The organism is Nonomuraea purpurea (assembly GCF_042650645.1).
In the GTDB taxonomy this organism is placed as follows: domain Bacteria; phylum Actinomycetota; class Actinomycetes; order Streptosporangiales; family Streptosporangiaceae; genus Nonomuraea; species Nonomuraea purpurea.
This window is the reverse complement of record NZ_JBHSBI010000012.1, coordinates 222005-244474: the sequence shown is the minus strand read 5'-3', so window position 1 is coordinate 244474 and position 22470 is coordinate 222005. Positions and strand designations below refer to the sequence as shown.

Here is a 22470-nt window from a genome sequence, read left to right as displayed (position 1 = left end):
TTCAGCCACGATCGTACGCTGCCCGGGGCGTGGTCTCATCCCCCTGGTGCGTCAATCTGGCCCGCCTTGGCTCGAGCTGGGCTTTCGCCGCGGCGATTTCCCTATTCAGGGTACGTGCCGCGGCGACGACGCGGGCACCCGCGACCATGATCACGACCAGCCCGGCCACGCCGAGCCCGATGGCCACGTAGATCGACGTCATGACTGGTGAGCGTACAGGGCCAGGGCGCGCTCGGCCTCCAGGCGGACGGTCTCGGCCATCACCGGCGGCGAGACGACCCGGCCGGTGTCGCCCAGGCGCAGCGCGAGCTTGAGAATCCAGTCCTCGTCGCGGGCCCGCAGCGCCACCCGCAGCCGCCCCTCGCCGAGCTCGGTGACGCGCTCGCACGGGTAGTACTCGGCCACCCACCGCCCGGCGGCGCTGACCTCCAACTCCACCAGCTCATCGGTCGGGGAGGGACGGAAGACGCCCCGGGTGACGTCGATGGGCTCGGCCTCGGCGGGCGGGTCGGCGGGCACGTCGAGCACGTCCACGCCGAGCACCCGGTCCAGCCGGAACAGCCGCATCGCCTCGGCCCGGTAGCACCAGCCCTCCAGGTAGGTCCGCCCGTCGACGACCACGACCCGCATGGGGTCGACCTCGCGCGGCGTCACCTCGTCGCGTCCGGGCACGTAGTAGCGCAGCGACAGCCTGCGGCCCCTGGTCAGCCCCTCGCGCACGCGCGGCAGCGCGTCGGGGGCGGCGTCGACGTCGACGGCGAGCTGGCTGCTGACGGTGGCGGCGCCCTCGCCGGCGGCCCGCTCCAGCTTGGCCATCACGCGCGGCAGCGCATCGCCCGGCACCTCGGCCAGCTCGGGGGTGGCGGCCAGCGTGCGCAGGGCGACCAGCAGCGCGCTGGCCTCGTCGATGGCCAGACGCAGCGGCCTGGCGATGGTGTCGGCGTTGTCGATGAGGATCTCGCCGCCGTCCCAGGAGACGTCGATCAGATCGCCCGGGGTGTGTCCGGGCAGCCCGCACATCCACACGAGCTGCAGGTCGTCGATGAGCTGCTTCTCGCTCAGCCCGAACACCGCGGCCACCTCGCCGACCTGCGCCCCGGGGTGGGACATCAGGTACGGCACCAGCGCCAGCAGCCTGGGCAGCCGATCAGCCGACCCACTCATGCGCGGCTCCTTTCAGTCGTCGGATGACGGCTTCCCTGGCGTCCGGGGGTTGGACGAGTTCGACGTCGGCGCCGAGGCTGGCCATCCAGCCCGCCAGGCGTTCGGGGTCGGAGAAGGTCAGCTCGGCCTCGTCCCATCCGCCGCTGCCGGCGTGGACGGCCCTGGCCAGCTGCCGCAGCCCCTCGCACGTCCCCTGGCGGACGCGGACGAGCGCCACCCGCTCCTCCTGCGTCTCGTCGGGGAAGCCGACCATGGCCCGCAGATCGACGCCCTGGGGCACTTCGACGGCACCCGGCTTGCCGACGGCGGCGACCTGCCCGGCGATGCGGCTGAGCCGGAAGGCGCGCGGGGCGTCCCTGTCGCGGTCGAACCCGGCCAGATACCACCGGCCGCGGCGGCTGACGACGCCCCAGGGCTCGACGGTGCGGCTGCGGACGGTCTCGCTGCCGGAGGCGCGGTAGTCGAAGCGCACCACGCGCCGCTCGCGCACGGCGTCCCACAGGGCGGGGAAGGCCGGGTCGCGGGTGTCGACGCGCAACTCCAGCGCGCCCCCGCTCATGGAGCCGCCGACGGGCGCGTCGGTGGCCACGCCGCCGGCGCGCAGCTTCAGCAGCGCCCCCGAGGCGGCCTCGGCCAGGCTGGCGCGCTGCCACACCTGCGCGGCCAGGCCCAGCACGGCGGCCTCGTCGGGCTCCAGGGTGATCTCGGGCAGCTCATAGGACTCGCGCTCGATGCGGTAGCCCGGCTCGTCCTCCCACGGGTCGCGGACCACGTCGATGGGGATGCCGATCTCGCGCAGTTCGTTCTTGTCCCGCTCGAACATGCGCTGGAACGCCTCGTCGCCGTCGCGGTCGTATCCGGGCACCGCCTGGCGGATCTGCTCGGCCGACAGGGGCCTGCGCGTGGCGAGCAGGCAGATCACCAGATTGAGCAACCGTTCTGTCTTCCGGCGCGACATCTGCCTCACTCCTCCTTCATCGACGCTACCCTGCCCCCGTGATCAGATGGCGCAAGGGCGAGGTTGTTCGGATCCGACGCGAGTGGCCGGGAGCGGTGGAGCTGGACGTCACCGTCGCCGAAGGTGAGTGCCGGGCGCTGGCCTACCCACCGTTGGTGGGCCGCCCGGAACCCGGCGACGAAGTGCTGCTCAACACGACCGCGCTCGCGATGGGTCTCGGTACGGGAGGTTACGCCATGGTGGTGGCCCTCCCGAACCGTTTGCCGCAAGATCCTGACGGTCCGGGTCACCTGGTGAAGGCCAGGTACACCCCGCTGCAGGCCACGGTGCTGGGCGCCGACGAGCAGGATTCCCCTCATCACGACCGGTTGCGCGAGGCCGACTCCCTCGATCGCATGCCGGTGATCGTGGCGGATCTGCACTCGGCGCTGGCGCCGATCCTGTGCGGTCTGTACGCCGGCGCGCCCGGCACGCGGGTGGCGTACGTGATGCAGGACGGCGGCGCGCTGCCGGCGTGGTTCTCGATGACGGCGGCCCGGCTGCGCGAGATCGGGTGGCTGGCCGGGGTGGTGACGGTCGGGCAGTCCTTCGGCGGCGACGTCGAGGCGGTCACCGTCCACACGGGGCTGCTGGCGGCCAGGCACGTGCTGGAGGCCGACGTGGCGATCGTCACGCAGGGGCCCGGCAATCTCGGCACCGGCACCCGCTGGGGCTTTTCCGGCGTGTCGGCGGGCGAGGCGGTCAACGCGGCGGGCGTGCTGCAGGGCCGCCCGGTGGCGGCCCTGCGGGTCAGCGAGGGCGACCGGCGCGAGCGCCACTACGGCGTCTCCCACCACTCGCTGACCGCCTACGGCCGGGTCGCGCTGACCCCGGCCGAGGTGCCGGTGCCGGTGCTGCCCGGCGAGTTCGGCGAGCGGGTCAGGGACCAGGCCGAACTGCTGGCGGTGCGCCACCGCCTGGTCCCGGTGCCGCTGGAGGGCCTGCACGAGGCGCTGCGCGAGTCGCCGGTGCGGCTGTCGACCATGGGCAGGGGGCTGGAGGAGGACCTGCCCTACTTCCTGGCCTCCGCCGCGGCGGGCCGGCTGACGGCTTCGTTGCTGTCGTAGGAGTCCTTGAAGGTGAACGCCCGCGGGCTGGGGCCTTCGGCCTTGAGGCGTTCCAGCCGCGCCATCCCCTCGGCCAGCGAGGGGATGGAGCCTTCCGGGATCCACCACATCACCATGTACGGCTCGGCCATGCGCAGGAACCACTCCCTGCGCCGGCGCAGCACGCCCAGGTGCTCGCTGCGGTAGGCGTAGTTCCACAGCGTCTCCAGCGACTCCCACACCGAGAAGTTGACCAGCAGGTGGTCTCCGTAGTCGTGGATCGTGGTGGCGGTCGGGTCCTGCTCGCTGGCCTTCAGCCGCCACACGAACCCCGGGGCCCGGTCGGCGACGTCGTTGATGGGTTCGAGCAGGGCGACGAACTCGGCGAGCGCGGGCGAGTCGACGGGCGCGCGCAGGTGGGCGACGTTGAGCTGGGCGAGATGCATGAGGCTCATGTCACCATCAGCCCTCTTCTATGTCAATATCTATTTGTTTTAGAGAGACGCAGCACTCCCCCGGCCGTGGATCCAGCGCGGCCCTGGCCGGGTCCTCACCCAGCCCTTCGAGCAGCCCCTGGCACAGGGCCAGGTTCATGGAGCACACCAGCAGCGGCTGACGTTCGGCCAGCACGTGGAAGGGGCAGTTGCGCAGCCGCAGCGCGCCGCCCTCCGCATACGGCTCATAGCCGCGCCGTGCCAGCACCCGCTCGACGGGCTCGCCCGGGTGCCGCCCGGCCATGCGGGCGCCCGCCGCGCGCGCCGCCCGTTCCGCCTGCTCCTCGGCGCCGAGCTCGTCGACCACGTCGGCCAGGACCGAGGCCAGGGCGGCGTAGTCGCGCGGCGGCACGCTCACCGACCGCTCGCCCCCGGCCCTGCGATAGACCTTGGCCGGCCGGCCGCTGCCCGGCCCCTTCTTGTCCTGCGGGCGAAAGCCGCTCTCCAGCAGCCCGGCCTCGACCAGCTTGTCGAGGTGGTGGCCGGCCAGCGTCCTGGACACGCCGGCGGCCTCGGCGGCCTCCGTCCTGCCCACCTCGCCGCCGCCGGCCGCCACGGCGGCGTACAGGCTACGGCGTACGGGATCGTGCAGCAGGGCCAGCGCGTCGAGGTCGTCGTTGCTCACAGGCGGAGTCTACGAAAGCTTGCGCTCCAGGTGCTTGTAGGTGCACGCGCGGCTCGGCCTGGACGGCACCCCGCCGTACTTGCGCCAGCAGGCACCCTTCTTGATCACCCAGATGTCGACCCACTCGGGCGCGTGGTAGCGGCGGTGCACGGCCTTGGCGTTGCGCAGCAGCTTGGCGGCCACGGAGCGGCCCTTGGCGGCCGAGGAGGCCGAGGCGTGCACCCACGTCTGGCCCTGGTCGCCGCCGAAACCGCAGGGCTTGACGCCCTTGCAGAAGGGCGGGTTGGCCGCGGCGGAGGCGGCGGGGGCGGAACCGAGCAGAACGGCTAAGACCGACGCGGCGACGATGAGAGTCCTGATCATGGCTCCCATCCTGCCCCGCCGGGCGGCCCCCGTGAACGGCCTCAGTAGGCGGCGATGACGTCCACGACGAACACGAGCGTGTCGGAGCTCTTGATCCCGGCCGCCGGATACCCGGCCGCGCCGTACCCGTAGGAGGGCGGGACGATCATCAGGACCCGGCTGCCGGCGGGCACGCCCACCAGCGCCTTGTCCCACGCCTTGATCACGCTGCCGTCGCCGATTCTGAACGCCTTCGGCTGCCCGCTCGTCCAGGTCGCCTCGAAGATGCGCCGCAAGCTCCACACCGCGCCCTCGTACTGGGTGACGACGAGCTGGCCCGCCCGCGTCCTGCGGCCCTGGCCCTCGGCCAGCAGCTTGGTGACGAACCCGGCGGGCGGCGGCCCTTCCGGCACCCGCACCCCCGGCCGGGGGCCGCCGGTGACGCGCACGCCCGCCAGCGTGCCGCCGTCCGCCTCGACCGAGACGCCCTTGGCGTGCGCGCCGAGGATGTCGAGCACGTAGAACAGCTCCTCGCCCGGCGACACGCCGTGCGGCGGGTTGGGGCCGAAGCCGTCCTCGGGCGGGATGGCGGCGATCACCCTGCTGCCCACCGTGCGGCCCCGCAGCGCCTTGTCCAGCCCCGGCACCAGGGCGCCGACGGGGAAGGCGGCCGGGGCGCCGCGGTTGAAGCTGGAGTCGACCAGGCGGTTGCGGCCGCCGTCCCACACGTGGGCGGTGTACTGGACGATGGCCACGTCCTCGCCGCCCAGCCGCGCGCCCTTGCCCGTGGCCAGCTCCTCGACCTGCAGCCCCCGCGCGGGTTTGCCGCCGGGGAAGACGATCGTCGGGCGGGCGCCGAACGCGCCGTCCACCCGCAGGTCGAGCGGGCCGGCGTCCCGGCCCGTGCACCCGGCCGCCAGCAGCGGCGTCAGCAGCAGCAACGCGGTCATTCTGCGGAGCATCGGCCCTCCTGCGCGGGACGGCCCGGCGGCGCTGCGCCACCGGGCCCCGCGATGCTACCGCTCGACGGACCCGCCCATCGCGGGAACGGGCGCGATCTAGTAGGCGCCCAGGACGTCCACGACGAACACCAGGGTGCTGTTGGCGGGGATGCCCGGCTTCTCCTCGCCCTTGTAGGCCATCTCCGGCGGGATGCTCATCACCACGCGACTGCCGACCGGCACCCCGACCAGGCCCTTCTGCCAGCCCTCGATCACTCCGGCGAGCGGGAACTCAGCCGGCACGCCGCGCTCCCAGCTCGAGTCGAACTGCTTGTCGCTGCCCCAGAGCTTGCCCGTGTACTGCACGGTGAGCGTCTGGCCGGCCTTGGTCTTCTCGCCGGTGCCGGTGATGAGCGTCTTGACGACGAGGTCCTTCGGCGCCTTCTCCTCGGTCTTGGTGCTCAGCGCAGGCGCCTTGTCCGGGGCCGGGTTCTCCACCTTGACGCCCTTGATGCTCTCGCCCGTCTCCTTGCCGCTGACGGCCTTCAACGGGGTCGGCGCGGTGCCGACCACGTCGAACACGAACACCTTGGTCGGCGCGGGCGGCTGCGTCTGCTGCTGCTGGGCCACTGAGTCGTTGGCCAGCACCGCCAGCAGCCGGCCGCCGTGCTTGACCTTGGTGAAGCCCTCCTGCAGCACCTGCGGGATGCGCTGGTCGATCGCGATCGTCTCGGGCGCCTTGGTGTCGTAGGTGGAGCCCTGAGCGGCGTTGCCCTTGCCGTCCCAGTCGTAGACGGTCAGGTTGACGATCACCTTGTCGCCCGCCTTGAGGCCGGCGCCCGTGCCGGGCTGGACCACCTCGTAGGACGACTTGGTCGCGGGCTGGCCGGCGGGGAAGGTCACCGTGGGCTTGGCTCCCACGGTGCCCCCCACCTTCAGCCCCGACGACGCGCCGGCGGCGGCGGTGGTGGCTCCGGTGGTGGCGGCGGTGTTGCCCCCCCCGTCGGAGCCGCCGCACGCGGCGGCGAAGAGCAGCAAAGGCACAGCGGCCAGGACGGCCAGAGCGCGACGCATGGACTTCCCTCGGAGCAGACGGCAGGTTCGCGTCACACTACCCGACGTCGAGGTAGGCCCGAGGTAAACGGATCACTACATGCCGGCGATCAGCTTGTCGACCCGCTCGTCCACGCTGCGGAACGGGTCCTTGCACAGCACCGTGCGCTGGGCCTGGTCGTTCAGCTTCAGATGCACCCAGTCGACGGTGAAGTCGCGCCGCTTCTCCTGCGCCTTGCGGATGAACTCGCCCCGCAGACGCGCCCTGGTCGTCTGCGGCGGCACCGACTTGGCCTCGAAGATCTTCAGGTCGGAGGCCACCCGCTCCACCGAGCCGCGCTTTTGCAGCAGGTAGAACAGGCCGCGCTTGCGGTGCACGTCGTGGTAGGCCAGGTCGAGCTGGGCCACGCGGGGCGAGGACAGCGGCAGGTCGTACTTCTTCCTGTAACGCTCGATGAGCTGGTATTTGGTCACCCAGTCGATCTCGCGTGAGACCAGGTCCAGGTTGCCGGTGTCGACCGCGGTCAGCGTGCGCTCCCACAGCTCCAGCACCCGGTGGGCGATGGCGTCGCCGCCGCGGCGGTCGACGAAGTCCTTCGCCTTCGACAGGTACTCCTGCTGGATCTCCAGGCTCGAGGCCTCACGCCCGTTGGCCAGGCGCACCCTGCGCCTGCCGGTCATGTCGTGGGAGACCTCGCGGATGGCCCTGATCGGGTTCTCCAGCGACAGGTCGCGCATCACCGTGCCCGACTCGATCATGCGCAGCACCAGGTCGGTGGCGCCGACCTTGAGCAGCATGGTGGTCTCGCTCATGTTGGAGTCGCCCACGATGACGTGCAGGCGGCGGAACCGCTCGGCGTCGGCGTGGGGCTCGTCGCGCGTGTTGATGATGGGCCTGGAACGGGTGGTGGCGCTGGAGACGCCCTCCCAGATGTGCTCGGCCCGCTGCGAGACGCAGTAAACGGCGCCGCGCGGCGTCTGCAGGACCTTGCCGGCCCCGCAGACGATCTGACGCGTCACCAGGAACGGGATCAGCACGTCCGCCAGCCGCCCGAACTCCCCGTGCCTGCCGACCAGGTAGTTCTCGTGGCAGCCGTAGGAGTTGCCGGCTGAGTCCGTGTTGTTCTTGAACAGATAGATGTCACCGGCGATGCCCTCTTCGCGCAACCGCTTCTCGGCGTCCACCAGCAGGCCCTCGAGAATGCGCTCGCCGGCCTTGTCGTGGGTGACGAGTTCGATGACGTTGTCACACTCGGGTGTTGCGTACTCAGGATGGCTGCCCACGTCGAGGTAGAGACGCGCGCCGTTGCGAAGGAAGACGTTGCTCGATCGGCCCCAGGACACGACCCGCCGGAACAGGTACCGCGCGACCTCGTCCGGCGACAGTCTGCGCTGTCCCCTGAACGTGCAGGTCACGCCGTACTCGTTCTCCAGCCCGAAGATGCGACGATCCATCACCTCACACTATGCCCACGGATCGGCCAGCGGGAGAGATCTTCCCGGGTGTTTTCCCGGGCGGACCCTTTTGCCCCCTTCATCCCGCGCCCGCCCCCGCAGGCCGCGGTCCGCCGAACCCGCCTCGTCCCGGCCGCATCGCCCCGCGCCCGCCCCCACGGGGCGCGGATGCCGCGGCGCGGGCCTCACGGCGTGTAGATCTCCTGAACCTTGACGATCTTCCCCTGGTGGACGGTGATGAACGAGGGCCTCGGCCCCTGGCCGTGCCGCTTGACCAGCACGTCCCTGGAGCACCGCTTGGCGCCCAGGCCCGTCTTGCGATCGACCGTCAGGTCGCCGCTCATCAACGGCTTGCAGCCCAGCGCCGACAGGAACACCACGTCCTTGGCGATCGGCGAGGCGTAGGCCATGACGGTGCCCTCGGACGGGCCGACGAAGTACCCCTCGGTGTGGGTGTCCTTCTTCCACTTGATCGGCTCGTACTCGGCCAAGCCGCCCTGCACGTCGGTGATCCAGCCGCGCAGAACGCCGTTGTGGCGGGGGTGGATCCGCTTGGTGAAATCGTGCCCGGGGTCGGCCTGGAACGTGGTGCCGAACGGCTTGGGAGCCTTGTACGCGGGGTACGCGGCCGTGGCGGCGTGGGCGGCCACGCCGGACGTCAACATCACCGTGGCGGCCGCACTGCCCGCCAGGAGGCTACGCATGGGAGTGTTCACGGACCTTAAGATCCTCCATCACCCTCTGGAGTTCGCCCCTTCCAGAGTGAAACAGGTCACACCACCCCCACCACGCACCAATCCGCCCCTGACGCCCCGACCGCCCCTCCCGGCACCCCGGGACGCCCACCCACCCGGGCGGCCCCACAAACGGCGATGGGGCCGCCCGCAGGCGACCCCATCGAAAGCAGCCCCGCTAGAGCGGCGAAGACCCGTCGTCGACATCGCCCTCCGGCCCCGTGGGCGGCGGCTTCTCCCCAGAGCCCGCGCCCCCCTCCCCCGAATCCGCGGACGCGGGCGGCGTGGCCGGAGGCTGCTGGGTCGAGGTCTGGGCGAGCAGCCGCTCCAGCCGCGCCCCCGTCAGCCGCAGGAACTTGCGGTTCTCCCGGTTACGGTCCAGGACGGCCACCTCGAGCTGCGCCACCGGCGGCCGCTCACCGCCCGGCTCCGTCAGCGCCGTCAGCGCCACCTCCAGCGCGTCGGCCAGCGACATCGACTCCCGGTAGCGCTCCTTCAGCCGCCCGGCGACCGCCTCGGCCTGACCGCCCATCGCCGCGAAGCCATGCTCGTCGAAAACCGACCCGTCGAAGGTCAGCCGGTAGATCGCATCGCCGTCACGCGTCTCGCCCACCTCGGCGACCACGACCTCCACCTCCAGCGACTTGATCGACTCGGTGAAGATGCGGCCGAGATTGGAGGCGTACAGGTTGGCCAGGCCGCGCCCGGTCACATCGGAGCGGTCATAGGTGTAACCGTTGATGTCGGCGTAGCGGATGCCACCCAGCCGCAGCTCTTCAAACTCGTTGTAGCGCCCCACGGCCGCGAAACCGATGCGGTCGTAGATCTCACTGATCTTGTGCAGCGCCCGCGACGGGTTCGGCGCCACGAACAGGATGCCGTCGACATACTGGAGCACGACCACGGAGCGGCCGCGCGCGATTCCCTTGCGCGCGTAGTCGGCCTTGTCCCGCATGATCTGCTCAGGGGACGCATATCCACCAAAAGGCATGGACACGTGCGGTGGTCCTTTCTAGCGCAGCGGGGCGATGGGGCCGTCGGGCGAGATCATGCGGGCTTCGAGCAGCTGGCTGACGTAACCGGCGATCTGGTCTTCCGGCAGGCGGCGGAAGCCGTCGGCGTCGATCACCGACACGATCGGCCAGATCTTCCTGGTCACGTCGGGCCCGCCGGTCGCCGAGTCCTCATCCGCGGCGTCATACAGCGCCTGAATGGCCGTCATCACGATGTCGTCGGCCGCCGCGCCGTCGCGGTAAAGCTTCTTCAGCGACCCGCGCGCGAAGATCGAACCCGAGCCGATCGCGTCGAACCTGTCACGCTCGTACGGCCCGCCCGCCACGTCGTAGCTGAAGATGCGGCCCTCATCCTTGTCAGGGTCGTAGGCGGCGAACAGCGGCACCACCACCAGCCCCTGCATCGCCATGGCCAGGTTGCCCCTGATCATGGTGGCCAGCCGGTTGGCCTTGCCCGCCACCGACATCGTGCGGCCCTCGAGCTTCTCGTAATGCTCCAGCTCCACCCGGAACAGACGGGCGAACTCGATGCCGGTGCTGGCCGTGCCCGCGATGCCCATGCACGAATAGTCGTCGGCGCGGAACACCTTCTCCACGTCACGCTGGGAGATGATGTTGCCGGACGTGGCCCGCCGGTCGCCCGCCATGATCACGCCACCGGCGAAGGTGGCGGCCACGATCGTGGTCGCGTGCGGAACCTGGTCGCCGATCGGGGTGGCCAGAACCTCGTCCCGCTGCGGGAGCACATCCGGCGCATACGAGCTGACAAACTCCGTGAACGAGGAGCTCCCGGTGTTTCTGAAGAGCTGGTTCACCAAGCCGACGGGCAGATCCCTGTGCGATGCCACGCGACTCCCTCCAAACGTCAGTGTTCCTAGGGCGACCCTACTCATGTTGCGTCGCTGTCTGCACTTCCCACGATCAGCTCACGGCGAACCCGCGCGGGCCACGCGCCCCCGCCTGTGTTCAGATCGTTTCTTTTACGCCCGCATGCGATTGTCGGAATGTCCACACGTCCTGAACAGGAGGCCGACATACGATTTCCCAGCCGACCTGCGATGATCACCTGGCCCCGGCCTCCCGCGGCACCGCAACCGAGGCCGGCGAGGAGAAGTCGCCACCCTCCTCGCCTTCGAATCCCCCACGCCCACATTCCAGCTCGTCGTCCCAGAAGGCGACGAACCACTCCTCGCGACCCCCCGCCGCGCCCTGCTCGACCGCGACGGCACCCTCCTGCGGGCCCCCTGAACCGCCGCCGACCATACTGGACACCATGTCCACCAAGGACTGGATCCTGCACCTCGACCTCGACCAGTTCATCGCCGCCGTCGAACTCCTGCGCCACCCCGAACTGCGCGGCAAACCCGTCGTCGTCGGAGGCACAGGAGACCCCACCAAACCCCGAACCGTCGCCGCCACCGCCACCTACGAAGCCCGCGAATACGGCATCCACTCCGGCACACCCCTGCGCACCGCCCTCAAACGCTGCCCCGACGCCGTCTTCCTGCCCAGCGACCCACCCGCCTACGAAGCCGCCTCACAACACGTCATGGCCGTCCTGCGCGACTTCCCCGTCCGCGTCGAAATCTGGGGCTGGGACGAAGCCTTCCTCGGCGCCACCACCGACGACCCGGAAACCCTCGCCGCCGCCCTCCAGCACGCCGTACACCAGCGCACCGGCCTGACCTGCTCCATCGGCATCGGCGAGAACAAACACCAGGCCAAACTCGCCTCCGGCCACGCCAAACCCGCCGGAATCCGCCGCCTCACCAGCGGCAACTGGGCCGAGACCATGAACGACCGCCCCACCGACGCCCTCTGGGGCATCGGCCCCAAAACCGCCAGAAAACTCGCCCAACTCGGCCTGCACACCGTCGCCCAACTCGCCGCCGCCGACCCCACAGACCTCGCCCGCCACCTCGGCCCCACCAACGGCCCCTGGTACCGCTACCTCGCCCTCGGCAAAGGCGAAACCACCATCACCACCACCCCGTGGATCGCCCGCGGCCACAGCCGCGAAACCACCTTCCCCCACGACCTCACCGACAAAGACGACATCACCCACCACATAGCCACCCTCGCCACCCAAGTCGCCCACGACGCCGCCACCGAAAACCGCCAAATAACCCGCGTCTCACTCAAAATCCGCTACACCCCATTCATCACCAGAACCCGCCAAACCACACTCCCCACCCCCACCAACGACCCCCAAACCATCAAAAACACCGCCACCACCCTCCTCAACCGCTTCGACCTCAACCGCCCCATCCGCCTCCTCGGAGTCGCCGTCGAATACACCAAGCCCCCAACCTGAACTCACCCCACCCGAACCGCCCCCGCATAGAACTCACTACAAAGCCGCTCCTCCTCCACGAACAACCCCGCCAACTCCTCCTCCGAAACCCCCACCTCGTCATACCCCCCGACCTCGGCCGCCTCCACATACGCCAGCGCCCGCCACACCACCCCAGGATCATCCCGGAACTGCCCGATCCCCGTATTACACGGCAGGCACAACGCATACCGCACATCACCCGTGCGATGACAATGATCCACATGCTCCGGCGGCCGACCCCAGCACACCACGCACAACCCGTGCTGAGCCGAGATCATCCGCTCCACATCCTCATGACGCATCCCATAACGCTGCGACAGGTGATACGTCCGCGACGGCGCCACCACTCCGTCAGCCCGCCGCCCCGGCGGAACCACGAACTCCTGCCAGAGAACGTCACCACCCAGATAGTGCGCGGCCAACTCCAGCAACACCAGGTTGTCGCCGAAGTGCCCGAGCCCGTTGTTGCAGTTGAAACAGAGCACACCCCGGACCGCGCCGGTCCGGTGACAATGATCGACGAACGTACCGGGAACGACCTGGCAGATGGCGCAGAGCCCGCCCTGACGGGCGAGCATGCGCTCAAAGTCGTCCTCGGTGATGCCATAACGGAGCTTCAGCTTGTAATTGCGGTCGCTCCCGTGATTCTTGATTCTGTTCTCGAGCGTCACACGCGTGTGACACGGCTTGCAGTAAGCGGTCAGCCCGTCTTTCGCGGCCCGGTTGGCACCGAACTCACCCACGGCCTTGATCTCGGCGCACCGAGGGCAGTATTTGTGCCCCGCTGGAACTTCGACCCGCTCACGCACGGCCTTCCCCTGCTCGGCCATGCGCTTGCGATAACTCTGAGTGGAACGCTTACGAAAGCAGTCCTTGCAATACCGCGCACGCCCATCAGCCATGCGCTTATTGAGCCCGAACTCGGAGACCGCCTTGATCTCACCGCAGTCCGGGCACCGCTTCATTCCGTCCGGCGTTTCCACCCGATTTACCCCTTTTCTATGTCCGTTTTCGCCCTATTCGCCGCCCTTCTGCACATAGCTCCTCACGAACTCCTCTGCGTTCTCTTCGAGAACTTCGTCGATTTCGTCCAGAATTGCGTCGACATCGTCCGTGAGCTTCTCCTGCCGCTCCTGGACGTCGGGTGCCGCCGAGGCCTCGGTCTCCTCGACTTCGGACTCGCGCCTACCGGTCTGCTTCTGGCCGCCGGTGTCCTTGGTTGCCATGTCCTACCTCCAGAGTTGGGGGACTGCCTCTAGGCATATCTTCCCCGAACGAGCCGACATTTCGCGCCGATCGCCCAGCGATCTTGCGCGCTTGACTAGATAGTCCCCCTATCCAATACTGGGACCCCCGAACCCATAGGAGGTTGAGATGTCCCCTTCGTCCCTGAGCACGGCCGGTGTGCTCCTCATCACAGTCCCGCTGGTCGCCTTCGGCGGCGTCTCGCTGCTGTCGTTCCTGATGCGAAACGTCCCCGGCTACCTGGACAACCCGGTGCGCAGGGGCCTGTGGCGGGCGGGTCACGCCCATGCGGGCGTTCTGGTGCTGTTCGCCTTGGTGGCGATGCTGTATGTGGATCAGGCGAACTTGTCGGAGGGTGTGAAGAGCCTGACGCGCACGCTCATCGTGGCGGCCCCGATCCTGATGCCGCTGGGCTTCTTCCTGTCGGTGGTGCGGCCGGGTGACACGAAGCCGAGCAGGTTGATCTGGTTGGCGGTGGCGGGTGGGGTGTGTCTGGCGGCGGGCACGCTGACGCTGGGGGTGGGCCTGTTGTGAGTCAGTCTCCGCCGGTGAGGGCGGCGACGAGGTCGGCGGCGGTGCGGCAGCGGTCGAAGAGTTCGCCGACGTGGGCTTTGGTGCCGCGTAGTGGTTCGAGGGTGGGGACGCGCTGGAGCGATTCTCTGCCGGGGATGTCGAAGATGACGGAGTCCCAGGAGGCGGCGGCGACGGATTCGCTGTATTGGCTGAGGCAGCGGCCGCGGAAGTAGGCGCGGGTGTCGCTGGGTGGGCTTTCCACGGCGCGTTGTACTTCTTCTTCGCTGACGAGGCGTTGCATGCGTCCGCGGGCGACGAGGCGGTTGTAGAGGCCGCGGTCGGGGCGGATGTCGGAGTATTGCAGGTCGACGAGTTGAAGGCGGGGGTGGGACCAGTTGAGGCCGTCGCGGGTGCGGTAGCCCTCGAGGAGTTCGAGTTTGGCGACCCAGTCGAGTTCGCGGGCGAGTTGCATGGGGTCTTCCGCGAGGCGGGTGAGGACGGATTCCCAGCGGTCGAGGATGTCCTTGTTCATCTCGTCTTGGGCGGTGCCGCGTTCTTCGACGTATTTGCGGGCTTGTTCGAGGTATTCCATCTGGAGTTGCACGGCGGTGAGCTTGCGGCCGTCGCGCATGGGGATCTCGTAGCGGCAGGTGGGGTCGTGTGAGACGGCGCGCAGGGCTTGGACGGGGTTGTCGACGGCGAGGTCGCGGGTGAGGAAGCCTTCTTCGATCATGGCCAGGACGAGCGCGGTGGAGCCGAGTTTGAGGTAGGTGGAGATCTCGGACATGTTGGCGTCGCCGATGATGACGTGGAGTCGCCGGTATTTCTCGGGGTCGGCGTGAGGTTCGTCTCTGGTGTTGATGATCGGCCGTTTGAGCGTGGTTTCGAGGCCGACTTCGACTTCGAAGAAGTCGGCGCGCTGGCTGATCTGGAAGCCTTCGCCGCGGGAGTCCTGGCCGATGCCGACTTTGCCGGCGCCGACGACGACTTGGCGGGAGACGAAGAAGGGGGTGAGGTGGCGGACGATGTCGGCGAAGGGGGTGGCGCGCCGCATGAGGTAGTTCTCGTGGCAGCCGTAGGAGGCGCCTTTGGCGTCGGTGTTGTTTTTGTAGAGCTGGATGGGGGCGTTGGAGGGGATGGCGGAGGCTCGGGTGGCGGCGTCGTACATGACTCTTTCGCCGGCCTTGTCCCAGATGACTGCCGCCCGTGGGTTGGTGCATTCGGGCGAGGAGTATTCGGGGTGGGCGTGGTCGACGTAGAGCCGGGCGCCGTTGGTGAGGATGACGTTGGCGAGGCCGAGGTCTTCGTCGGTGAGCTGGCTGGGGTCGGCGACCTCTCTGGCCAGGTCGAAGCCGCGCGCGTCGCGTAGGGGGTTTTCTTCCTCGAAGTCCCAGCGTGCTCTGCGCGCGCGGGCCGCCGAGGCGGCCAGGTAGGCGTTGACCACCTGGGAGGAGGTCACCATCGCGTTGGCGCCTGGCTGACCTGGTACGGAGATGCCGTACTCGGTCTCGATGCCCATCACCCGACGCACCGTCATGCAACACCCTCTGTTCGTCCGGGTCTGTCTATCCGCCGTTTATATGCCCGAGCCTATGCCCTTCACAGTGCCCCGAGGCCACAGAGTTATGGCACCGACGCCTTTTCCGCCTGTACGACCGGAGCTGTTGTGGTTTGCGGCGGTCTGCGGGGCTTGAGTAGTCGCTGGATGGGGCGTTCGGCAAAGGAGTGTACGAGATACGACAGCAGGATCGCCGCCAGGACGGTCGTGGTGGCGGTGGCCCAGGGGGGCAGGTGCCCGGTGAGCACGGGGATGAGGGCCACGGCGACGACGCCATGGAAGAGGTAAAGCGGGTATGTGATGCCGCCGAGCGCGGTGAGCGTCTTGGAGGGTTTGAGCCGCAGCACGCCGAGGGCCGCCAGCGCCATGAGGGCGAAGACCAGGGTGATCGTGATGATCACGCTGATGTCGGTGACGGGCATGTTCTTGAACCCTGCGGCGTCGACGCGCCGGTGGACGCGGTCGAGGGCGGAGGGGAGCGACAGGGCGTATCCGGCGGCCACGTACAGCCAGGGGAGCCAGGCGTTGCCGTGTTTGTGGATGAGGTAGAGGGCCATGCCGGCGATGAAGTAGGGGGCGTAGTCGGGCATGACGATCTCGTTGAGGAGGTCGTTGTCGAGCAGTGTGGCGCCTAAGGCGGCCGCCAGCCACACTCCCGCGAAGATCAGGACGCGTCCGTAGGTGACGCCGATGATCACCAGGATGGCGATCAGGAGGTAGAAGCGGAGCTCGGCCCACAGCGACCAGTAGACGCCGCTGGCGTCGGTGATTTTGAACAGCCGCTGGAACATCGTGGCGTTCACCAGGTAGTCGCCTGGCGAAAGTTTTGGGTCGAGTGCTTTGGCGCCGGTGAGCCCGTAGAGCGCGGCGACGGAGGCGAGGCTGAGCCAGTACGCGGGATAAAGGCGGACGAGTCTGGAACGGGCGAAGCCGCCGAGTCCGCGTCCCCACACCGTCATGAGGATGACGAAGCCGCTGATGATGAAGAAGAGCTCGACTCCGAGGATGCCGAGTCCCGCGATGGGCGCCAGTGCCGGGAACAGTTCGGCGGGCCTGTCGCCCCAGACCGAGGCGTAGGCGACCAGGTAGTGGAAGGCGACGACGGCCAGAGCGGCGACGAAGCGGAGCAGGTCGAGCTCGGCCAACCGGCCGTCTCCCCGGGCGTGCCTGGGCCGGTTAGGTGGTTGCACGCCCCTTTGACGTAACTCTGATCACTTTGGTTCCGCTGGTCCCTCTGTTCCCACCAGCAAGATGTGCGAGGCGTCGTCGAGGCCCAGAACCCCCGGGCGGCTCTGCTCGTGGTGCGTCCCAGCGCGGCGCACCTGCGCGCCGAGGTCATGCAGCCGCCGCTCGAACGCCTCCGGGACGTCCTGGCTGAGGTAGACGACGGAGGTAGCCGACGCACGCGCCTGAGGCCACGGAGATGCCGTGGTTTCCGGCGCCGGCGCACACGAACGGGGTGCCGTCGCGTTCGGCGATCAGGTGGACGGCGTGGGCGCCGCCCAGGGCCTTGAAGCTGCCCAGTCCCATGCGTGCGCTTTCGTCCTTGACGAGCACGGCCCCGGTGCCGGCCAGTCCGGCGATGGTGTGCACGGGTGTGGGCCGGTAGGCGGGGTGGGCGGAGAAACGCGCCCGGGCCTGGCGGGCGTGCTCGGTCCCGATGAGCTCGCGCTCTCGCGCGCTGTAGGGGGCGCGGGCGGAGTTGAGGTACTCCATGATCACATGAGGTCTCTGGCGGCGGCGACGGCGGCCTGGCCGAGGCTGATGCCGCCGTCGTTGGGGGGCACGCGGACGTGCCGCAGCACCCGGAACCCGGCCTCGCGCAGCCGTCCGGTGGTCCGTTCCAGCAGCAGTTCGTTCTGGAAGACCCCGCCCGACAGCGCCACTCCCGTCAGCCCGGTGCGTTCCCTGAGGGTGCGGCAGGTGCCGACGATGGCGTCGGTGACGCCGTTGTGGAAGCGTCCGGCGATGACGGGCGTGGCGACCCCGGCAGCCAGGTCGGCGGCGGCGGCGCGGACCAGGTCGGAGCCGTCGAGGGTGAGCACGTCGCCGTCGCGGACGGCCGTGGGGTAGGTGCCGGTCTCGGCGGGGTCGGCGTGCTGTTCGAGCTCGATCGCCGCCTGCCCCTCGTAGGTGATCTTGTCGCGGATGCCGAGCAGGGCCGAGACGGCGTCGAACAGGCGTCCGGCGCTGGAGGTCATGGGCGAGTTGATCCCGCCGGCGGCCAGGGCGAGGACGTCGGCCCAGTGGGGGGCGTTGCGGCGGGCGACGTCGAGGCCGGGGTGGTCGTCGCGCAGGTAGGCGGCGGCCATGCGCCACGGCTGCCGGATGGCGGCGCTGCCGCCGGGCATGGGCACGGGCGCGAGGTGGGCGAGGCGTTCGTAGGAGGTCAGGTCGGCGCGCAGGAATTCGCCGCCCCACAGGGTGCCGTCGGCGCCGTAGCCGAGCCCGTCGAAGGCGACGCCGATCACGGGTCCGGCGTCGCCGTTGTCGGCCAGGCAGGAGGCGATGTGGGCGTGGTGGTGCTGGACGCCGACGAGGTCGGCGCCGCGGATTTCCCTGGCGTGTTTGGTGGACAGGTAGTCGGGGTGCAGGTCGTGGGCGACGATCTCGGGTCTGATGTCGAACAGCCCGCAGTAGTGGTCGATGCCTTCGACGAAGGATCGCAGCGTCTCGTAGTTCTCCAGGTCGCCGATGTGCTGGGAGATGAACGCCCGCCGTCCTCGCAGCAGGCAGAAGGTGCTTTTGAGCTCGGCGCCGCAGGCGAGTACGGGCCGGCGGGCGGGTGAGCGCAGGGCGAGCGGTTCCGGGGCGTAGCCGCGGGCGCGGCGCAGTACGCTCACCTGTCCTGCGGCGGGGCGCACGACGGAGTCGTCGGCGCGTACGTGGATGGCGCGGTCGTGCAGCAGGAAGGCGTCGGCGATGCCGCCCAGGCGGGCCAGCGCGTCGGCGTCCTCGTGGGCGATGGGCTCGTCGCAGACGTTGCCGCTGGTCAACACGAGGGGTTCGGCGAGTTCTGCGAGCAGGAGGTGGTGCAGGGGCGTGTAGGGCAGCATGATGCCGAGGTTGCGGTTGCCGGGGGCGACGGAGGGGGCCACGGGCGCGTCCGGCAGGCGGGGCAGCAGGACGATGGGCCGGGCGCGGCTGGTGAGGAGTTCGGCGGCGGCGGTGTCGATCGCGCACAGCCGCCGCGCCTGGGCCAGGTCGGCGGCCATGACGGCGAAGGGTTTGTCGGCCCGGTGTTTGCGGCCGCGCAGGGTGGCGGCGGCCTGTTCGTGGGCGGCGGGCACGGCCAGGTGGAAGCCGCCGAGGCCTTTGACAGCGACGACGCGTCCTGCGCGCAGGAGGGTGACGCAGCCGGTGATGGGGTCGCCGCACAGTTCGGCGCCGCGGGCGTCGTGCAGGCGCAGCCGGGGCCCGCAGGCGGGGCAGCAGGTGGGCTGGGCGTGGTAGCGGCGGTCGCCGGGGTCGTGGTATTCGGCGGCGCAGGCGGCGCACATGCCGAAGCCGGCCATGGTGGTCAGGGGCCGGTCGTAGGGGACGCCGCGCACGATGGTGAAGCGGGGGCCGCAGTTGGTGCAGTTGATGAACGGGTAGCGGTGTCTGCGGTCGGCGGGGTCGGCGAGTTCGCGCAGGCAGTCGTCGCAGGTGGCGCTGTCGGCGGAGACGAGGGCGCGGCGCAGGCCGGAGGGGTCGCTGGCGGCGATGGTGAAGCCGTCGTGGCCGGCGGGTTCACCGCTGACGACGGTGACCCGCTCGATCTCCGACAGGCTGGGTGCCTCGCGTTCGAGGGCGGTCAGGAACTCCTCGACGCCGGACAGGGCGCCTTCGACCTCGATGAAGACGCCGTTGACGTCGTTGCGTACGCGTCCGGCCAGGCCGAGCCGGTTGGCCAGGCCGTAGACGAACGGGCGGAAGCCCACACCTTGGACGATGCCTTCGACGTGCACGTCTACGTGTTTGAGCGTGGTCACAAGGCTCAGTGTGCGCCTGATCGGGGCGGCGCGCATGCCTATCGCCCGTGTCGCCGCCCCCTTTACCGTGCCGGTGAACGGAAGGGCCGGGGTCGGCCCTTCCGTTCAGGCGGTTTACAGGTACTGGCCGGTGTTGGCGACGGTGTCGATGGACCGGCCGGCTTCGGTGCCCTGCTTGCCGGAGACGAGGGTGCGGATGTAGACGATCCGCTCGCCCTTCTTGCCGGAGATGCGGGCCCAGTCGTCGGGGTTGGTGGTGTTGGGCAGGTCCTCGTTCTCGGAGAACTCATCCACGCAGGCCGTGAGCAGGTGCTGCACCCGCAGGCCCTTCTGGCCGCTTTCGAGGAACTGCTTGATGGCCATCTTCTTGCCCCGGTCGACGATGTTCTGGATCATCGCGCCGGAGTTGAAGTCCTTGAAGTAGAGGACTTCCTTGTCGCCGTTGGCGTAGGTCACCTCGAGGAAGCGGTTCTCCTCGCTCTCGGTGTACATGCGTTCGACGACGCTCTGGATCATGCCCTGGATGGTGGCCTCGCGGGAGCCGGTGTGCTCCGTCAGGTCCTCCGGGTGCAGGGGGAGGTCGGCGACGAGGTACTTGGAGAAGATGTCCTTGGCGGCTTCGGCGTCCGGCCGCTCAATCTTGATCTTGACGTCCAGGCGGCCGGGCCGCAGGATCGCCGGGTCGATCATGTCTTCGCGGTTGGAGGCGCCGATGACGATGACGTTCTCCAGGCCCTCGACTCCGTCGATCTCCGACAGCAGCTGGGGGACGATGGTGTTCTCGACGTCGGAGGACACGCCGGAGCCGCGGGTGCGGAAGATCGAGTCCATCTCGTCGAAGAACACGATCACCGGGGTGCCTTCTGAGGCCTTCTCGCGGGCCCGCTGGAAGACCAGGCGGATGTGCCGCTCGGTCTCGCCGACGTACTTGTTGAGCAGTTCGGGGCCCTTGATGTTGAGGAAGAAGCTCTTGCCGGACTGGCCGGTCTTCTCCGCGACCTGCTTGGCCAGGGAGTTGGCCACGGCCTTGGCGATGAGCGTCTTGCCGCAGCCGGGCGGCCCGTACAGCAGCACGCCCTTGGGGGGCCGCAGCTTGTGCTCGCGGAACAGGTCGGCGTGCAGGTAGGGCAGCTCGATGGCGTCCCTGATCTGCTCGATCTGCCTGCCGAGGCCGCCGATCTCCTCGTAGGAGATGTCGGGGACCTCTTCGAGCACGAGCTCTTCGACTTCGGACTTGGGTATGCGCTCGTAGACGTAGCCGGAGCGAGGTTCGAGCAGGAGTGAGTCGCCGGCCCTGATGGGCTGGCCGACCAGTGACTCGGCCAGTCGCACGACGCGTTCTTCGTCGGCGTGCGAGATGACCAGAGCCCGCTTGCCCTCGTCGAGCAGTTCCTTGAGCATCACGATCTCGCCGACCTCTTCGTAGCCGAGTGCTTCGACCACGTTGAGCGCCTCGTTGAGCATGACCTCCTGGCCACGCCTGAGCGAGTCGGCGTCGACGGCTGGGCTGACGTTCACGCGGAGCTTGCGGCCGCCGGTGAACACCTCGATCGTGCCGTCTTCTCTGGCCTCCAGGAAGGTGCCGAAGCCGGATGGCGGCTGCGCCAGCCGGTCGACTTCCTCCTTGAGGGCGACGATCTGGTCCCTGGCCTCCTTGAGGGTTGCCACCAGGCGTTCGTTCTGGCCTGTCACGGCCGCGAGGTTCGCCTGTGCCTCATGGAGACGCTCTTCGAGGACCCTGGCCTGACGGGGTGACTCGGCCAGCTTCCGCCTCAGCGCGGTGATCTCCTCCTGCAGGAAGGAGACCTGTGTTGAAAGATCAGCGACCTCCCGTTCGCGCTGCGCGGCTCGAGCCTCAGCATCATCGCGAGCTGCCACGCCCCGTCACCTCCTTCCCAGTCGAGGGCGACTACTAAGGACCTTACCTATCTCGGGCCCCTCCGTAACCTGGCCGGGCAGTGTTCGTCGAGTGACATTCAGTGTTCGGTGAATAATCCCTAATAGTGCGTTTAATACTCCCAGCATATGAACACGGGGATCTGTTCCCGTGTCACGCGCCAACGCAGCCTCGTGGCCAAATTGTCATAGTTCTTCCGTCGTCCCCTTCGGTCGGCGACGGCGCGGCGGCGGGGTCACGCCGTCGGCCATGCGGCGGGCGGTGACGAGGAATCCGGTGTGGCCGATCATCCGATGATCAGGTCTTACCGCGAGCCCTTCGACGTGCCAGTCGCGAACCAGGGTCTCCCACGCATGCGGCTCGGTGAAACACCCGTGATCGCGAATGACCTCGACCGTCTTGGACATCTGGGTCGTGGTGGCCACATAACAGCAGATCACGCCGCCCGGTGTGAGCGCCTTGGCGGCGGCGTCGACGCACTCCCAGGGGGCGAGCATGTCGAGGATGACGCGGTCGACGTCGGCCTCGTCGATGGAGGCCACCAGATCGCCGACGACCAGGCGCCAGTTGTCGTCCATGGGCCCGCCGTAGAACTTCTCCACGTTCCCCCGTGCCACGTCGGCGAACTCCTGCCGCCGCTCGTAGGAGGTGAGGTGGCCCTCGGGGCCGACTGCGCGCAGCAGGAAGCAGGTCAGCGCGCCGGAGCCGACGCCGGCCTCGATCACCCTGGCGCCGGGGAAGACGTCGGCCATGCCGACGATCATCGAGGCGTCCTTGGGGTAGATGACCGCCGCGCCGCGCGGCATGGCCAGCGTGTAGTCCTGCAGCAGGTGGCGGAAGGCGAGGTACTGGGTGCCGCCGGAGGAGCGCACGACGGAGCCTTCCGGCTGCCCGATCAGGTCGCTGTGGGGGATGGCGCCCTTGTGGGTGTGGAAGACGCCGTCCTGCTTGAGCGTGATCGTGTGGCGCTTGTTCTTGGGGTCGGTGAGCTGCACCTGATCCCCCACCTGGAAAGGCCCATGCCTGCGGAAACCCATGGCGGCAAGGTTATAGGGGTTTCGAGCAGGTCCGGACGCGCGGTATC

Annotated in this window: 24 protein-coding genes; 3 read left to right on the top strand and 21 right to left on the bottom strand. The window is 69.1% G+C overall.

Annotation, left to right across the window (positions count from 1 at the left end):
- Position 1 precedes the first annotated feature (1 nt).
- The 3 genes from ACFOY2_RS24755 to ACFOY2_RS24745 are packed head-to-tail and all read right to left on the bottom strand — an operon-like array spanning position 2 to position 2122.
- On the bottom strand, positions 2 to 202 hold the full coding sequence (locus tag ACFOY2_RS24755) for a hypothetical protein (RefSeq protein ID WP_379530460.1): 201 nt from the start codon (positions 200 to 202) through the stop codon (positions 2 to 4).
- The gene (locus tag ACFOY2_RS24750; RefSeq protein WP_379530459.1) at positions 199 to 1164 is read right to left on the bottom strand and encodes a helix-turn-helix transcriptional regulator; all 966 of its coding nucleotides are present in this window, start codon (positions 1162 to 1164) and stop codon (positions 199 to 201) included. The genes ACFOY2_RS24755 and ACFOY2_RS24750 overlap by 4 nt, the downstream gene beginning before the upstream one ends.
- Positions 1148 to 2122, bottom strand: coding sequence for a helix-turn-helix transcriptional regulator (locus ACFOY2_RS24745; RefSeq protein WP_379530458.1), 975 nt, complete (start codon positions 2120 to 2122; stop codon positions 1148 to 1150). The genes ACFOY2_RS24750 and ACFOY2_RS24745 overlap by 17 nt, the downstream gene beginning before the upstream one ends.
- Before the next feature lie 38 nt (positions 2123 to 2160).
- Between ACFOY2_RS24745 and ACFOY2_RS24740 the strand changes: the two genes are divergently transcribed.
- The gene (locus tag ACFOY2_RS24740; RefSeq protein WP_379530457.1) at positions 2161 to 3228 is read left to right on the top strand and encodes a DUF3866 family protein; all 1068 of its coding nucleotides are present in this window, start codon (positions 2161 to 2163) and stop codon (positions 3226 to 3228) included.
- On the opposite strand, the gene ACFOY2_RS24735 is transcribed toward ACFOY2_RS24740, so the two are convergent.
- The 10 genes from ACFOY2_RS24735 to ACFOY2_RS24690 form a co-directional block, all read right to left on the bottom strand.
- A complete protein-coding gene (locus ACFOY2_RS24735) occupies positions 3174 to 3662 on the bottom strand; it encodes a DUF3291 domain-containing protein (protein ID WP_379530456.1) in 489 nt (162 codons plus the stop codon). The two genes, ACFOY2_RS24740 and ACFOY2_RS24735, sit on opposite strands and share 55 nt — an antisense overlap.
- 7 nt (positions 3663 to 3669) lie before the next feature.
- The gene (locus ACFOY2_RS24730; protein WP_379530455.1) at positions 3670 to 4326 is read right to left on the bottom strand and encodes a helix-turn-helix transcriptional regulator; all 657 of its coding nucleotides are present in this window, start codon (positions 4324 to 4326) and stop codon (positions 3670 to 3672) included.
- Between the two features lie 9 nt (positions 4327 to 4335).
- Positions 4336 to 4689 (bottom strand): hypothetical protein, encoded by a 354-nt coding sequence (locus ACFOY2_RS24725; RefSeq protein WP_379530454.1) that lies wholly within the window; start codon positions 4687 to 4689, stop codon positions 4336 to 4338.
- 41 nt (positions 4690 to 4730) lie between these two features.
- The gene (locus ACFOY2_RS24720) at positions 4731 to 5630 is read right to left on the bottom strand and encodes an FKBP-type peptidyl-prolyl cis-trans isomerase (RefSeq protein ID WP_379530453.1); all 900 of its coding nucleotides are present in this window, start codon (positions 5628 to 5630) and stop codon (positions 4731 to 4733) included.
- A 96-nt stretch (positions 5631 to 5726) separates the two neighbouring features.
- Positions 5727 to 6683, bottom strand: a complete 957-nt coding sequence (locus tag ACFOY2_RS24715; RefSeq protein WP_379530452.1) for an FKBP-type peptidyl-prolyl cis-trans isomerase — start codon at positions 6681 to 6683, stop codon at positions 5727 to 5729.
- A 75-nt stretch (positions 6684 to 6758) separates the two neighbouring features.
- Entirely contained in the window at positions 6759 to 8117 is a 1359-nt protein-coding gene (gene pafA / locus ACFOY2_RS24710) for a Pup--protein ligase (RefSeq protein ID WP_347696829.1), read from the bottom strand.
- A 185-nt stretch (positions 8118 to 8302) separates the two neighbouring features.
- Positions 8303 to 8821, bottom strand: a complete 519-nt coding sequence (locus ACFOY2_RS24705; RefSeq protein ID WP_379530451.1) for a hypothetical protein — start codon at positions 8819 to 8821, stop codon at positions 8303 to 8305.
- A 208-nt stretch (positions 8822 to 9029) separates the two neighbouring features.
- Entirely contained in the window at positions 9030 to 9842 is an 813-nt protein-coding gene (gene prcA / locus ACFOY2_RS24700) for a proteasome subunit alpha (protein ID WP_379530536.1), read from the bottom strand.
- A 21-nt stretch (positions 9843 to 9863) separates the two neighbouring features.
- Positions 9864 to 10712 carry a proteasome subunit beta gene (gene prcB, locus ACFOY2_RS24695; protein ID WP_379530450.1) on the bottom strand — a complete coding sequence of 283 codons (849 nt, stop codon included), beginning with the start codon at positions 10710 to 10712 and terminating at the stop codon, positions 9864 to 9866.
- A gap of 214 nt (positions 10713 to 10926) precedes the next feature.
- The gene (locus tag ACFOY2_RS24690; protein ID WP_379530449.1) at positions 10927 to 11139 is read right to left on the bottom strand and encodes a hypothetical protein; all 213 of its coding nucleotides are present in this window, start codon (positions 11137 to 11139) and stop codon (positions 10927 to 10929) included.
- Between ACFOY2_RS24690 and ACFOY2_RS24685 the strand changes: the two genes are divergently transcribed.
- Complete coding sequence (locus tag ACFOY2_RS24685; RefSeq protein WP_379530448.1) at positions 11138 to 12178, top strand: DNA polymerase IV; 1041 nt, start codon at positions 11138 to 11140, stop codon at positions 12176 to 12178. The two genes, ACFOY2_RS24690 and ACFOY2_RS24685, sit on opposite strands and share 2 nt — an antisense overlap.
- A gap of 2 nt (positions 12179 to 12180) precedes the next feature.
- Here ACFOY2_RS24685 and ACFOY2_RS24680 read toward each other — a convergent pair whose 3' ends face one another.
- Both ACFOY2_RS24680 and ACFOY2_RS24675 read right to left on the bottom strand, forming a co-directional pair.
- Positions 12181 to 13182, bottom strand: coding sequence for an endonuclease VII domain-containing protein (locus ACFOY2_RS24680; RefSeq protein ID WP_379530447.1), 1002 nt, complete (start codon positions 13180 to 13182; stop codon positions 12181 to 12183).
- A 33-nt stretch (positions 13183 to 13215) separates the two neighbouring features.
- A complete protein-coding gene (locus tag ACFOY2_RS24675) occupies positions 13216 to 13425 on the bottom strand; it encodes a ubiquitin-like protein Pup (protein ID WP_148031422.1) in 210 nt (69 codons plus the stop codon).
- A gap of 148 nt (positions 13426 to 13573) precedes the next feature.
- Between ACFOY2_RS24675 and ACFOY2_RS24670 the strand changes: the two genes are divergently transcribed.
- Positions 13574 to 13978 (top strand): hypothetical protein, encoded by a 405-nt coding sequence (locus ACFOY2_RS24670; protein WP_379530446.1) that lies wholly within the window; start codon positions 13574 to 13576, stop codon positions 13976 to 13978.
- A gap of 1 nt (position 13979) precedes the next feature.
- Here the strand turns inward: ACFOY2_RS24670 and dop are convergent, their stop codons facing one another.
- The 6 genes from dop to ACFOY2_RS24640 form a co-directional block, all read right to left on the bottom strand.
- Positions 13980 to 15494, bottom strand: a complete 1515-nt coding sequence (dop, locus tag ACFOY2_RS24665; RefSeq protein WP_379530445.1) for a depupylase/deamidase Dop — start codon at positions 15492 to 15494, stop codon at positions 13980 to 13982.
- A gap of 86 nt (positions 15495 to 15580) precedes the next feature.
- Complete coding sequence (locus ACFOY2_RS24660) at positions 15581 to 16660, bottom strand: acyltransferase family protein (protein ID WP_379530444.1); 1080 nt, start codon at positions 16658 to 16660, stop codon at positions 15581 to 15583.
- 190 nt (positions 16661 to 16850) lie between these two features.
- Positions 16851 to 17231 (bottom strand): pyridoxal-phosphate dependent enzyme, encoded by a 381-nt coding sequence (locus ACFOY2_RS24655; RefSeq protein ID WP_379530443.1) that lies wholly within the window; start codon positions 17229 to 17231, stop codon positions 16851 to 16853.
- 2 nt (positions 17232 to 17233) lie between these two features.
- The gene (hypF, locus tag ACFOY2_RS24650; protein WP_379530442.1) at positions 17234 to 19489 is read right to left on the bottom strand and encodes a carbamoyltransferase HypF; all 2256 of its coding nucleotides are present in this window, start codon (positions 19487 to 19489) and stop codon (positions 17234 to 17236) included.
- Between the two features lie 114 nt (positions 19490 to 19603).
- Positions 19604 to 21367, bottom strand: coding sequence for a proteasome ATPase (gene arc / locus ACFOY2_RS24645; RefSeq protein ID WP_379530441.1), 1764 nt, complete (start codon positions 21365 to 21367; stop codon positions 19604 to 19606).
- 204 nt (positions 21368 to 21571) lie between these two features.
- The gene (locus ACFOY2_RS24640) at positions 21572 to 22423 is read right to left on the bottom strand and encodes a tRNA (adenine-N1)-methyltransferase (RefSeq protein WP_379530440.1); all 852 of its coding nucleotides are present in this window, start codon (positions 22421 to 22423) and stop codon (positions 21572 to 21574) included.
- Positions 22424 to 22470: the final 47 nt, after the last annotated feature.

Excerpts from the sequence above, each read along its gene's own strand:
- ACFOY2_RS24755 (WP_379530460.1), bottom strand. The coding sequence starts at position 202 with ATGACGTCGATCTACGTGGCCATCGGGCTCGGCGTGGCCGGGCTGGTC.
- ACFOY2_RS24750 (WP_379530459.1), bottom strand. The coding sequence starts at position 1,164 with ATGAGTGGGTCGGCTGATCGGCTGCCCAGGCTGCTGGCGCTGGTGCCG.
- ACFOY2_RS24745 (WP_379530458.1), bottom strand. The coding sequence starts at position 2,122 with ATGTCGCGCCGGAAGACAGAACGGTTGCTCAATCTGGTGATCTGCCTG.
- ACFOY2_RS24735 (WP_379530456.1), bottom strand. The coding sequence starts at position 3,662 with ATGAGCCTCATGCATCTCGCCCAGCTCAACGTCGCCCACCTGCGCGCG.
- ACFOY2_RS24725 (WP_379530454.1), bottom strand. The coding sequence starts at position 4,689 with ATGATCAGGACTCTCATCGTCGCCGCGTCGGTCTTAGCCGTTCTGCTC.
- ACFOY2_RS24720 (WP_379530453.1), bottom strand. The coding sequence starts at position 5,630 with ATGCTCCGCAGAATGACCGCGTTGCTGCTGCTGACGCCGCTGCTGGCG.
- ACFOY2_RS24715 (WP_379530452.1), bottom strand. The coding sequence starts at position 6,683 with ATGCGTCGCGCTCTGGCCGTCCTGGCCGCTGTGCCTTTGCTGCTCTTC.
- pafA (WP_347696829.1), bottom strand. The coding sequence starts at position 8,117 with ATGGATCGTCGCATCTTCGGGCTGGAGAACGAGTACGGCGTGACCTGC.
- ACFOY2_RS24705 (WP_379530451.1), bottom strand. The coding sequence starts at position 8,821 with ATGCGTAGCCTCCTGGCGGGCAGTGCGGCCGCCACGGTGATGTTGACG.
- prcA (WP_379530536.1), bottom strand. The coding sequence starts at position 9,842 with ATGCCTTTTGGTGGATATGCGTCCCCTGAGCAGATCATGCGGGACAAG.
- ACFOY2_RS24685 (WP_379530448.1), top strand. The coding sequence starts at position 11,138 with ATGTCCACCAAGGACTGGATCCTGCACCTCGACCTCGACCAGTTCATC.
- ACFOY2_RS24690 (WP_379530449.1), bottom strand. The coding sequence starts at position 11,139 with ATGGTGTCCAGTATGGTCGGCGGCGGTTCAGGGGGCCCGCAGGAGGGT.
- ACFOY2_RS24675 (WP_148031422.1), bottom strand. The coding sequence starts at position 13,425 with ATGGCAACCAAGGACACCGGCGGCCAGAAGCAGACCGGTAGGCGCGAG.
- ACFOY2_RS24670 (WP_379530446.1), top strand. The coding sequence starts at position 13,574 with ATGTCCCCTTCGTCCCTGAGCACGGCCGGTGTGCTCCTCATCACAGTC.
- dop (WP_379530445.1), bottom strand. The coding sequence starts at position 15,494 with ATGACGGTGCGTCGGGTGATGGGCATCGAGACCGAGTACGGCATCTCC.
- ACFOY2_RS24655 (WP_379530443.1), bottom strand. The coding sequence starts at position 17,231 with ATGGAGTACCTCAACTCCGCCCGCGCCCCCTACAGCGCGCGAGAGCGC.
- ACFOY2_RS24640 (WP_379530440.1), bottom strand. The coding sequence starts at position 22,423 with ATGGGTTTCCGCAGGCATGGGCCTTTCCAGGTGGGGGATCAGGTGCAG.